Genomic DNA, 11,597 nt, shown 5'->3' with positions numbered 1-11,597 from the left:
GTCAGACCGGCAGTCCCTGCGAAATTTCCGACGCCAGCAGCTTGTTGTATTCGAGGAACAGCGTCGCAAGGTCGGGGTGCGAGACGACCGCGTCCCTCACCAGCCTGATTTCGTCGGGCAGGGTCTCGGACACTTCGGAAGAGGCGCGGGCCATGTGCCAGTCGGTCGTGACGAGGCGGGCGGAGGTGAACTCCTTCTCCTTCATCCACTGGGCGACTTCGCCGGCATTGCTGCGCGTGTCGACCGCAAGGTAGCCCAGCGTCACGCAGCAGTTCATCGTGCGGCGCGGCACGTTGAATTCGGCCGCGAATTCGCCCGGCTTCACTTCGGGATCGACGCCGGAGACGAACATCTCCTTGGCTTCGCCGGTGGCGACCACTTCCAGCCCGCGGGCAATGCGCCCCGGGCCGCCGGTCAGCACGATCACGGCATCGGTCTTCGTTTCCGCCGAAGGACCGGGCAGCGTCAGCGCAAAGGCAAGGAAGCCGAATGCGTAGATCAGCACAAGACCGGCAACGAAACGCAGGATCACAGCATTTTCCGCAAGGAGGACAGGACGGTCATGCGCGCGGTGTAGACGGCAATTCCGACCGCGAAAAGCGGGACCAGTGCAACTATCGCCCAATCGGTCGGCAACAGTGTCCCGCCTGCCACCATCCCCGAATCGAGCGCGGCGAAACGGGTCGCAACCAGCAGGATTGCGCCCGTGCCCAGCGCCAGGCCGAGCACGCCGCCAGCCAGTGCGTCGAACAGGATGGAACGCTGGAACACCCGCGCCACCTGCTCGTCGCTGCCGCCCAGGAGGTGGACGATCTCGATCGTGTCGCGATTGCCGTCGAGCGCATTGCGCGCCGCCAGCCAGACTGCGGCGGCTCCGGTGAAAGCGAGCAGGGCGATCAGCGCGAAGGCCATGTAACGTAGCGAATTCAATGCTTCGAGCACGGGGGCAAGCCACGCCTCCTGCGCATCGATTCGGGCCGACGGCGCGGCGGCGGCAATCCGCCCTTCCAGCGCCTCGAGCTGCGCCTCGCCTGCCCCTGCGGCCAGCTGCAGGTCGATCAGCGCGGGCAAGGGCACCGCCTCGACCGCCTCGCCCGTGCCGAGCCAGGGTTCGAGCAGGGCGGCAATCTCGCTTTCGGGCACGATCCGGACCGCCTCGACCGAGGCGTCCTGCCGCAGCAGCGCGGCGACGCGTCGCGTCTGCTCCGCCCGCAGGTCTGGATCGGCTTCGAGGATCTGCACGGTCGCGCTGCCGGCAAGCTCGCCCCGCGCGCTCGCCGCGAGGTTGGAGAGGGCGAGCGCTCCGCCCACCGCCAGCACGGTGAGCGCGGTCATGATGGCGATGACCCAAGGCACCGGGCCGCCCAGCCGGGTGCGCGGCAACAGGTGCGCGGCGCGCCTGCCGCGGAACGGCGCAAGGCCCCGGTCGACGGCCCGGCCAAGGGTCGGTGGCCGCTTCATTCCGGCATTCCCGTGCTCGAAGTGCGCTTGGGCGGATAACGCAGTGCGCCCGTGGGATCGGACAGCGTGCCCTTGTCCAGCCGCATGATCAGGCTTTCGGGCACCTTGCGGATCAGCTGCACGTCGTGCGTCGCGACCACCACCGTCGTGCCGAGGCGATTGAGCGCCTCGAACAGGCGAATGAGCTTCAGCGCCATTTCCGGGTCGACGTTGCCGGTCGGTTCGTCGGCCACGAGGATTTCGGGACGGGCAATGACCGCGCGGGCGATCGCGACGCGCTGCTGCTCGCCGCCCGACAGCGTGGCGGGGCGCGCATCGGCACGGTGGCCCAGCCCGACCCATTCGAGCATGTCGTTGACCGGCCCTTCAAGGTCGCTCTCGCGCACGCCCGATACGCGCAGCGGCAGGGCGATATTGTCGAAGGCGGACAGGTGGTCGACGAGGCGGAAGTCCTGAAACACCACGCCCATGCGGCGGCGGAACTTGGGCAGCTGGTCGCGCGGCATGGTGATGACGTCGGTGCCGAACATCCGCATCCCCCCGCGTGAAGGGCGCTGGGCGAGGTAAAGCAGCTTCAGCAGCGAAGTCTTGCCCGCGCCGCTGGCCCCGGTGAGGAAGTAAAACCGGCCCGAGAACAGGGTGAAGGAAATATTCGAGAGGACCTCGCGCTCGGTCCCGTAGCGCAATCCGACGTTGTCGAACTGCACGATTGCGCTTTCCTGCACGCTCATCGGCCTGCAATCGCCGCGAAAAAGGGATGAATAGGAGCCGCCATCGTCCGATTGGGGCCTATAACCGTCCTTCGATGTGGAAAAAAGCCGCTTGGGGCTTTCACGCACAGATGCGCAGCTTGTCGCGATTCGCGGCAATGCGTAAGGCTTTTGTCCACCATGATTATTGCCTGTCCTGCCTGCAGCACGCGCTATGTCGTTCCCGATAGCGCAATCGGCGTGGACGGCCGCACGGTGCGCTGCGCCAAGTGCAAGCATTCCTGGTTCCAGGACGGGGCCGAAGTCGAAGGCGTGGTGGCCAGCGAAGCGGCAGCTCCGCCGCCGCCCCCACCGCCTCCTCCTCCCGCGCCGGTGCAGCGCGAAGAAAGCGCGCCCGCACGCCCGGGCTTCAGTTTCGCTGAAAGCGAGGCTGACGTCGCCACGGCGGAAGCCCCGCCGGTCGAGGATGCGGTAGAGGACGAAGCGCCCGATTTCGATGCTACGACACCCCCTTCCTATGACGAGGAACAGCCGGCCCCGCCGCCGGTTAGCCGCGCCTACGAGGACGAGGACGATTTCGTTTCCAGCTTCGACCATGCGCCGCCGTTCCGCCCGCGCCGCAACATGATGAAGCTGTGGACCTGGGCGGCAGCGACCTTCGCCGTGCTGGCGCTGGGCGCAGTGGTGGCGATCACCCAGTTCGGCACGCCGTCCTGGTGGCCGGTAGACAAGCCCGCTTTCGGCCAGGCGCAGCCCGACCTCGAACTGCGCTTCCCGCAGGAATCGCAGAGCTGGCGCGAGCTGGAAAACAAGACCTACCTCTTCTCCGCCCGGATCGAGGTAGAAAACAAGGCGCGCGAAAGCCGCCGCCTGCCGCCGATCCAGATCGTCATGCTCAACGAGCGCGAACAACAGGTCTTCACCTGGATCGTCCAGCCGCCGCAGCCCACGCTGGCCCCGGGCGAGACGATCACCATCGACGAGGCGAGCACGCAGGTCCCGCGCAACGCGGTCTATGCCGACGTGGGCTGGGCCCCGCTCTGACCCTCGCGACAAAGGTGCTTGCGGCAGTGCAAAGGCGCTGCTAGGGGCGCGCTCCTACCGGCGGTAGCACCTGTTTCCCCCTCGCGGGATTCGCTACCGATTTCAGACTGTGTGCGGTCGTGGCGGAACTGGTAGACGCGCAACGTTGAGGTCGTTGTGGGCTAACGCCCGTGGAAGTTCGAGTCTTCTCGACCGCACCATCAGTCCCTTTCCCTGCAAATCGACGAAACCGCAGCCTGCGCATGCGCGGGCCATGCGAAAAGGCCGGGCCACCCGCATGGGCAACCCGGCCTTCGTTTCACCGTGACGGCGGCTTATTCGGTGCCGCTCGCCTCGGCGGGAGCCTCGTTGGATGCCGAGCCGCTGGCCTGGCCCGCGATGAGCGCGGTGCCGCTGGCCGTGAGGCTGCCGGCGGGAATGGTGGTCAGGCCGTCCTTGGTGTCGACGACCAGCTGGCGAATCTCGCCGCTGCGCGTGGCGACGATGTCGCGCACGGTGCCGAGCTGTTCGCCCGAAGGCAGCTGGACCGGCATTCCCGGCGCGACGGCGAAGGCGCCTTCGCCCTGCGCAGCGCCGCTACCGGCAAGGGCCAGCACGCTGTTATCGATCATGCCTGCGCCCTGTGCAGCACCGCTTGCCGAACCGGCGAGGCTGCCGGCCTGTGCCGTTGCTCCCGACAAGCGGTCGCGGGCCGAACCCACGGCGGGGGTGGCGATATTGCGGACGCTCGAGACTGTCTCACGCGCCCGGGCGGCGGTGCCCTGGACTGCGCCGGTCACGGCATCGGTTCCGATCAGCTGCGCATTGGCGCTGCCCGAGCCCGAGGCATTGGCAGAACCCGATGCATTGCCCGAAGCCTCGCCTGCCGGCGTGCCGAGCAGCTGGCTGGTGGTGGCATCAAGGCTGGTGTCGACGCTGCGGTCGATGGCGACGCTGCCGTTCTTGCGGTCGACCTTCTCGTTGCCGCGCGTGGCGGCATCGCCGCGCAGCGTGCCGCGGGTGGTCGAACGCAGCGTTTCGGTCGGAGCGCGCAGGGTCGAATTGACCGTGCCATTGAGCGATCCGGTGACGCCCGACAGGCCGCCGCCGCCCAGCAGCTGGGCATGGGCAGGGGCTGCAATCAGGGTGAGCGCCGAAGCGGCAAGCATGAGGTTCTTCATCGTCAGTTCCTTTCTATCTGCGGATGCGAAGGTGTCGGTGCATCCGCTCGAAAGGAAAACGGGTGGGGTGCGGCGCTTAATCCATAAAAGCGCGAAAAAAATTTCAGCGTCCGGTGCAGCCGCCGCAGACAAGGCCCCTGCCATAGGTGTCGTCATGGCCCTTGCGTCCTAGGTCCACGGCCTCTGCATCGAGCGCGGCGCGCCAGTTGCGGCCCTGCGCCAAGGCCCGCGCCAGGCGGGCCGCGACCAGCGGGGTGGCAAAGGACGTACCGCGCAGGCCGATGCGCCTGCCCTTGGCATTGCGGCCATAGATGTCCGCGCCCGGCGCGGCATAGTCGAGATGGAGCGCGCGGCCCGCCTCGATCAGTGCGCGGCGCTTGCCGTCGACCGCGGTCACGGCAATCACGCCGTCATAGGAGGCCGGATAGGCGGGCGGGGCGGCCGGGCCGTCATTGCCGACCGCCGCAACCACCACCACGCCTTTGCGCTGGGCTGCGCCGATCGCCCGTTCGAGCACCGCATTGCGCGGTCCCACGAGGCTGATCGTCACCACCTTGCTGCCGCGCGAAACCAGCCAGCCCAGCCCCTTGGCCATGGCGAGCGCGTTGCCGCCGGCCTTGTCGGTGCCGTACACGTCCGCCACGCGGATGGTGCCCGCACCGGCATGGGTGAGCAGCGATGCGACCGAGCTGCCGTGGTGGCTCGGGAAGGGCGCGCCAGCGGCAAAGCCGCGCGTTTCCGTGACCTTTACTACAGGGCCCGGTGCACCGTCGATCATGCCGACCGGTGCTGCGCTGCCGGCACTACCTTGCGCCGAGATGGCCAGCACCGCGCCATTGGCGGTGCCCGACTGGAAGTGGAGGTTGTCGGCGCTGACCTGTGCCTGCGGCAGGAGGATGCCGAGCGCCGCTTGCGCTTCTGCAAGGTCCATCCCCTCCGGCACGCCGAGGCGCATGAGCGAGATATTCAGCCCCTCGACCTCTTCGCGCGAGAGGAGGGTGAAGCCTGCCTCCAGCGCAGGGGCCAAGGTGTCGGGGGAAACGTCCATCACCAGCAGCTCGCCGCGCCGCGCGGGTGCGCCTGCCGCATCGTACTCGATTGCATCGGCATTGCGACGCACCAGCCGGTCTATCGTGCGCAGGCGGTCGCGCGCGAGCCGTTCAACCGTGCGCTGCACTCCGGCGCGCGTCTCGTCGAGCGTGTCGAGCGTTTCGCCCACAACCGGCCCCACCTGCGGCAGCTGCACGCGCGGCAGCGCGACCTGCGCGGCCAGCGGCGCGGTAACCAGTGCCAGTGCGGCGCAAAGCAGGGAAAAAACTCGCATCGTCCTCTCGTTCTTCGACTAAAACGCATTAAGCATGGATGAAACGCACGCGCTCGTCCGTTTAATCCCTGGAAGGCAGAGACGCTGAACACATCGTTCGAGAAAGACTTGCTGGCCCTGCTGCCCCGGTTGCGTCGTTTCGCAATCGGGCTGTCCGGCAATCCGTCCGACGGTGACGATCTCTGCCAGATGACCATCGAGCGCGCGCTGGCCAACCGGTCCCGCTGGGAAGAAGGCACGCGGCTCGACAGCTGGATGTATCGGATCATGCGCAATATCTGGATCGACGAGGGCCGCAAGACGACGCGCAGCCTGCAGACCTTCGTGGCCGAGGAGGCCGGCGTGGGTGTCGGCGGCGACGGCGCGCAGGAAGCCGCGGTCGAGCTGTCCAACGTCGATCGCGCCATGCAGAAACTGCCGGAAGACCAGCGCGAGGCCGTGCTGCTCGTGATGGTGGAAGGCTATGCCTACAAGGAAGCGGCCGAAATCGTCGGCTGCCCGGTCGGCACGCTCAATTCCCGCCTCGTGCGCGGCCGCGACGCGCTGATGGCCATGCTCGGAGAAGCATCGTGACGATTACCCCAGAAGACATCGCCGCGTTTGCCGATGGCGAACTGTCGGGCGAACGCGAGGCGCAGGTCGCCGCTGCAATCGCGGCCGATCCCGAACTGGCGCAGCAGGTGGAGCGGCACAAATCGCTTAAAAGCATGCTGGCCGGCCATTATGCGCCTGTCCTCGACCAGCCCGTGCCCGACCGGCTGGCCGCGATGCTGTCCCGGCCGCAACCGGCCGAGGTGGTGGATTTCGCTGCGGCCCGCGAGCGGCGCGAGAGCAGGCGGCGCTTGCCGCACTGGGGCTGGGTCGCCGGACCGGCGCTGGCCGCATCGCTGGCGCTTGCCGTGTTCCTGCCGGGCCAAGGCGGCGATACACCTGCCTATGCCGATACGCAGCTTGCCGGCGTGCTCGACGACCGGCTCGTCGCCAACCAGTCGCCGGGGGACGAGACCCGCGTGCTTCTGTCGTTCCGCAGCGAGGAAGGCCGCTATTGCCGCGCGTTCAGCGGCAGCGCGGGCGGCGGAATTGCCTGCCGCGACGAGGCCGGCTGGAAGCTCGAGGCACTTGGCGAGGGCAGCGAAGGCGCCTCGACCGATTACCGCATGGCAGGGGCAGGCGATGCCGAGATCCTGGCCCTGGCACAGGAAATGGCAGCGGGTCCGGCGCTCGATGCACAGGGCGAAGAAGCCGCGCGCAAGCAGGGCTGGCGCTGAGCTACTGGCTGGCGGGCCTTCGCCCGGCCACTTTTCACGCACGAAAAAAGGAAGGACCGGCGGGTCTTCCGGTCCTTCCTTCGGGGGGTGGCCGCGCCGAGGGACTGGCGCGGCCCGGGACGTTGCTGTCGCTCAGTCGACGAAGATGACCTGGCCCATGCGGTATCCGCGCTCGGCCATTTCCTCGATGTAATGGATGCGCTCGTGCTTCAGTTCATGGGCGTATTCCTCCCACGCATCGCGGCGGTCCTCGATATCGCTGGCGCGGCGCAGGTCGCTGGTGAGCTCCTTCTGCGCCTCGGTGATGTCGATGCGGTAATCGAACCACAGATTGTTCTCGATCCCGGCGATCGGCGTGGTGATGATCAGCGCTTCCTCGGCGCGGGCGACCTGTTCCTCGTGCAGCATCGGCACGGCGGCGGTCGCGGCAGTGGCAAGGCCGAGGGCGAACAGCGGCAGGGTGGCAAGCTTGGTCATGTGTCGTTTCTCCTTTTGGCGCGCCCGGCCTAGCCGGTCGCTTGAAAGGGAAACGGATGCCGCTGCGCGCTTAATCCATCGGTCGGCGATTTTTTGGCAGCGCTCGGAGGCATCTGCGAGATTTCTTGTGAAATTGCGGGGCCTTGCATAGGCTCCAAGGCCAAGGGGGAGGGAGCGAGTCGCTCTATGTACTGGTGGAAGGATGACAGCGAACCCGCGCCCGGGTTCGGTGACCTGATGCAGCGCAGCAAGGTGCCGCTGACGCTGGCCGACGTGCGCCTGCCCGACGCGCCGCTCATCGGGGTCAACGAAGCCTTCTGCCAGGTCACCCAATACGCGCCGGAGCTGTGCTTGGGGCGCAATTGCCGTTTCCTGCAACCGGCAGGCGGGGCCGGTCCGGTCCGCCAGCGCATGCGCGATTTCATCGCCAATGACAGGATAGAGGACGGCAAGTTCCTCGTGCCCAATGTAAGGGCCGACGGATCGCCCTTCCTCAACCTCGTCTACATGACCAAGTTGCAATACAACAATGAAATCGCTTACATATTCGGGTCGCAGTTCGAAATCAGAAGGCACGGCGAAGAAGCCCTGCAGATCTACGAAACGGCGCTGAAACAGGATATCCGCCAGCTCGGTTCGATAGCCGGCGAGATGGGGATCGTCATGCTCGGTACTTACGAGCAGCTGGCATCGAGCCACTCGATCATCGCGAAATTGCGGATGTCGTGGCTGAAGGGGGACGGATGAGCGAAGAGAAGGACAGCCTGCCCCCGGTCGTGGCCATCGGCGCATCTGCCGGCGGTCTCGAAGCTCTGCGCGAACTGTTTGCCGGGCAGACCGAGAGCACCGGAATGTCCTTCGTCGTCGTCCAGCATCTCGATCCGACCCACGAATCGCTGATGGCGCAGCTGATCGAACGCTATACGAAGATGAAGGTGACGCAGGCCGAAGGCGGCGAGGCGCTGGAAGCCGACCACATCTATGTCATTCCCCCGGCCCACGGGCTGGCGATCCATGACAACACGCTGGAGCTGACCGAATTTGCCGACCCGCGCGGCCAGCGCCGGCCGATCGACGATTTCTTCGACAGCCTCGCCCAGGACAGGCAGCACAAGGCCGCATGCGTCATCCTGTCGGGGACAGGTGCGGACGGCAGTCGGGGCTTGCGCGCCATCAAGGAAAACGGCGGGCTGGCAGTGGCTCAGGATCCGGCGACTGCCCGCTACGACGGAATGCCGGTGTCGGCCATCGGGACCGGCCTCGTCGACATCGTGGCCCCGCCTTCGGCCATCATCGAGGCAATCGGCGAATTCTTTGCCCGCACGCCTGGCGACGGCTTGCGGGACGAGGCTCGCGAGGTCGCCGACCGGATCGACGAATTGTGCGATGTGCTGCGCGAAACCGTCGGGCATGATTTCTCGCGCTACAAGCGATCGACACTGGTGCGGCGCGTGGCGCGCCGGATGCAGGTGCTCTCGATCGAGGACGCGGGCGAATATGTGGCCCGCATGCGCAGCGATGCCGACGAATGCCAGGCGCTATTCCAGGACTTGCTCATCAACGTCACGCAGTTCTTCCGCGATGCGGACGATTTCCAGTCGCTCAACGAAAGCGTGATTTCCGAACTCGTGCGCAAGTCGCGCGACGGGCAGGAATTGCGCGTCTGGATTCCGGGCTGTTCGAGCGGCGAGGAAGCCTATTCCATCGCCATGCTCTTTGCAGAGGCGATGCGCCGCTTCGAAAAGCGCCCCTACCTGCAGATTTTCGCTACCGACATCGACGACAAGATGCTCGATATCGCGCGCAGCGCGACATATCCCGTTTCGGCGCTGGTCGATATCCCGAGCGATTACCAGCACCGCTATATCATCGGCGGTACGGACACGTTCTCGGTTACCCCGCAAATTCGCGACCTGGTCAGGTTCAGCCTGCACAATCTCGTAAGCGATCCACCCTTCTCCAAGATCGACCTTATCTCATGCCGCAACCTCCTCATCTATTTCGACGAGGAGTTGCAGAGGCACGTGCTGCCGCTGTTCCATTTTTCCCTGCGCGACAGCGGCTATCTCTTCCTCGGCACATCGGAAGGCATCGGCCGGTTCGAAGACCTGTTCGAGACGCTCGACCAGGGCTCGCGGCTGTTCCGGCGAAAGAATGTGAAGAGCAGCTACAACCTCCAGCTCGGCCGTGGCCAGTCGCCTACCTATGTCCGTCGGCGCGAAAGCAGCATGGCAGGCAATAGCGCACCGCAATCCGGATCGACCGAGGTCGCGGCCCTGCGCCGGATTGCCGAACGCTATGCGCCGGTCAGTTTCCTGATCGATGGCGAGGGCACACTGCTCCAGAAATGGGGTGCCGCAGGTCGCTACCTGGAATTCCCGGACCGGCTCGAACGGACGGTCCACATCCCGACGCTGGCGCGGCCGGGCCTGCGGGAAATCATCGGGCCCATGCTGCGAAAGGTGGTCGAAACGCAGGGCAGGCTCGTCAATCGCGACCTCGCGATAAGCACCGAATTCGGGCGCATCACGGCCTCGGTGCTGTGCGAACCGGTCGCGCCGGGCGGATACCTTATGGTGATCCGCGAGACCGGCACGCTGGAGCCTTTCACGGACGAGGAGCTGGACGATTTCGAGGCCGGTGACGGCCAGCTGCAGTTCCTCGAGGAAGAGCTGCAGAACACACGGCATCGCCTGCGCTCGACGGTCGAAGAACTCGAGACGACCAACGAGGAGCTCAAGAGCTCCAACGAAGAAATGATGTCGATGAATGAGGAGCTCCAGTCCACCAACGAGGAGCTGACCACCGTCAATGACGAGCTCAAGACCAAGGTCGACCAGGTCACCGTCGCCAATGCCGACCTCAAGAACTTCGTCGATTCCACCCACCTCATGGTGCTGGTGGCGGACGGGAAGCTCAACCTGCGCAGTTTCACCGATGCGGCACAGGCCATCTTCGGGATCGACGAACGCGATCTGGGTCGCCCGGTCGACCAGCTTCCCAACAGCCTTGCCGACGATCATTTCGTGAGGCTCGCCCGAAGCGCTGCGGAACAAGGGCGGACGGAAGACTACCGCGCGTCCTCCAAGGACGGTTCGCGCGAATATATCATCCGGGCCATCCCCTATCGCCAGATCGACGGGGCCATCGATGGCGCCACCCTGGTTTTCACCGATGTGACCGAAGCCTTGTCGATGGAGCAGAACCTGCGCGAGGAACGCGAACGCCTGCGCCTCGCGCTGGAAGTCGCCAAGATCGGCGTGTGGGAATACGAGCCTACCTCGGACAAGACCGTTCTCGACAAGACCGAGCGCGAACTGCTCGATCTCGACGAGGACGAAGGCAATACGATGGAGCCGATCCTCGCCCGCCTGCCGTCGGAGGACCGCGACCGGGTCAACAATGCGCTGCGCCGCGCGATGGACGGCGAGAGCGATTACGACGAGGTCTTCGCCCTTCCGCTGAAGGACGGCGGTACGCGATATTTGCACGGACTTGGCCGCCGCATCATGAGCAGCGAGGGCGCCAAGTTCATCGGCGTGACCTACGACATCACCAGCGAACGCGAGACACTGGCCCAGCGCGAAATCCTGCTGCGCGAGATGAACCACCGCGTGAAAAACCTGTTCGCGATCATCGCGGCCATGGTGTCGATTTCGCGCCGCGAGGCGACCGATCTCGACAGCTTTGCCGAAGACCTTCGCGACCGGATCCACGCTCTCGGCCGCTCGCACTCGCTAACCTCGCGGCATACGGACGGATCTTCGGTCACCTTGCGCGAATTGCTCGATACGGTCCTTGCCCCTTCGCATTCCCAGCAGAAGATCACCTTCGAGGGACCGGAGGTCGAAGTGCCGACCGCGAAGCTGACATCGATCGCGCTGATCCTGCACGAGTGGGCGACCAATGCGACCAAACACGGCGGACTGCGTGACCACGACGGATCGCTCGATGTCCGCTGGGACAAGGTCGGGAAAGACCTGCGGATCGACTGGGAGGAATGCTGCTCGATTACCGAGGATGAGGCAGGAGCCGGCTTCGGCACGCGCCTACTAGAGGTAACGACCCGCCAGCTTTCGGGCACGATCACGGGCGAAGCGGTGGCGACCGGCTATCGGCGCAGCCTGACCTTCCCGATCGACAGCTAAGCGGC

Annotated in this window: 11 protein-coding genes and 1 tRNA gene; 6 read left to right on the top strand and 6 right to left on the bottom strand. The window is 65.9% G+C overall.

The genetic code is table 11. The features are described from left to right. Position 1: 1 nt before the first annotated feature. From LCL94_RS06110 to ftsE, 3 genes are read right to left on the bottom strand one after another with little or no spacing between them, the layout of a single operon-like run. The gene (locus LCL94_RS06110; RefSeq protein WP_224831434.1) at positions 2-532 is read right to left on the bottom strand and encodes a YdcF family protein; all 531 of its coding nucleotides are present in this window, start codon (positions 530-532) and stop codon (positions 2-4) included. Beyond that, a complete protein-coding gene (locus LCL94_RS06105; protein ID WP_224831433.1) occupies positions 529-1,461 on the bottom strand; it encodes a cell division protein FtsX in 933 nt (310 codons plus the stop codon). The genes LCL94_RS06110 and LCL94_RS06105 overlap by 4 nt, the downstream gene beginning before the upstream one ends. Continuing rightward, positions 1,458-2,192, bottom strand: a complete 735-nt coding sequence (ftsE, locus tag LCL94_RS06100; protein ID WP_224831432.1) for a cell division ATP-binding protein FtsE — start codon at positions 2,190-2,192, stop codon at positions 1,458-1,460. Before ftsE ends, LCL94_RS06105 begins: the two co-directional genes overlap by 4 nt. A gap of 159 nt (positions 2,193-2,351) precedes the next feature. Here ftsE and LCL94_RS06095 point away from each other — a divergent pair, with 159 nt between their 5' ends. Then, the gene (locus LCL94_RS06095) at positions 2,352-3,215 is read left to right on the top strand and encodes a zinc-ribbon domain-containing protein (protein ID WP_224831431.1); all 864 of its coding nucleotides are present in this window, start codon (positions 2,352-2,354) and stop codon (positions 3,213-3,215) included. A gap of 113 nt (positions 3,216-3,328) precedes the next feature. After that, a tRNA-Leu gene (locus tag LCL94_RS06090) sits at positions 3,329-3,415 on the top strand. A gap of 114 nt (positions 3,416-3,529) precedes the next feature. On the opposite strand, the gene LCL94_RS06085 is transcribed toward LCL94_RS06090, so the two are convergent. Both LCL94_RS06085 and LCL94_RS06080 read right to left on the bottom strand, forming a co-directional pair. Beyond that, the gene (locus tag LCL94_RS06085; RefSeq protein WP_224831430.1) at positions 3,530-4,375 is read right to left on the bottom strand and encodes a hypothetical protein; all 846 of its coding nucleotides are present in this window, start codon (positions 4,373-4,375) and stop codon (positions 3,530-3,532) included. Positions 4,376-4,478: 103 nt separating this feature from the next. Next, positions 4,479-5,699, bottom strand: coding sequence for a S8 family serine peptidase (locus LCL94_RS06080; protein WP_224831429.1), 1,221 nt, complete (start codon positions 5,697-5,699; stop codon positions 4,479-4,481). A 129-nt stretch (positions 5,700-5,828) separates the two neighbouring features. Between LCL94_RS06080 and LCL94_RS06075 the strand changes: the two genes are divergently transcribed. After that, positions 5,829-6,272: an RNA polymerase sigma factor gene (locus tag LCL94_RS06075; RefSeq protein ID WP_263611758.1), complete on the top strand. Its 444-nt coding sequence runs from the start codon at positions 5,829-5,831 to the stop codon at positions 6,270-6,272. After that, positions 6,269-6,967, top strand: a complete 699-nt coding sequence (locus tag LCL94_RS06070; protein WP_224831428.1) for an anti-sigma factor family protein — start codon at positions 6,269-6,271, stop codon at positions 6,965-6,967. The genes LCL94_RS06075 and LCL94_RS06070 overlap by 4 nt, the downstream gene beginning before the upstream one ends. A 132-nt stretch (positions 6,968-7,099) precedes the next feature. On the opposite strand, the gene LCL94_RS06065 is transcribed toward LCL94_RS06070, so the two are convergent. Continuing rightward, a complete protein-coding gene (locus LCL94_RS06065) occupies positions 7,100-7,444 on the bottom strand; it encodes a hypothetical protein (RefSeq protein WP_224831427.1) in 345 nt (114 codons plus the stop codon). A gap of 186 nt (positions 7,445-7,630) precedes the next feature. Here LCL94_RS06065 and LCL94_RS06060 point away from each other — a divergent pair, with 186 nt between their 5' ends. Continuing rightward, complete coding sequence (locus LCL94_RS06060) at positions 7,631-8,191, top strand: PAS domain-containing protein (RefSeq protein ID WP_224831426.1); 561 nt, start codon at positions 7,631-7,633, stop codon at positions 8,189-8,191. Beyond that, positions 8,188-11,592 (top strand): CheR family methyltransferase, encoded by a 3,405-nt coding sequence (locus tag LCL94_RS06055; protein WP_224831425.1) that lies wholly within the window; start codon positions 8,188-8,190, stop codon positions 11,590-11,592. The genes LCL94_RS06060 and LCL94_RS06055 overlap by 4 nt, the downstream gene beginning before the upstream one ends. Positions 11,593-11,597: the final 5 nt, after the last annotated feature.

The sequence above is a fragment of the Qipengyuania gaetbuli genome, from assembly GCF_020171365.1.
Taxonomy (GTDB): domain Bacteria; phylum Pseudomonadota; class Alphaproteobacteria; order Sphingomonadales; family Sphingomonadaceae; genus Qipengyuania; species Qipengyuania gaetbuli_B.
This window is presented reverse-complemented; position numbering and strand designations above follow the sequence as displayed.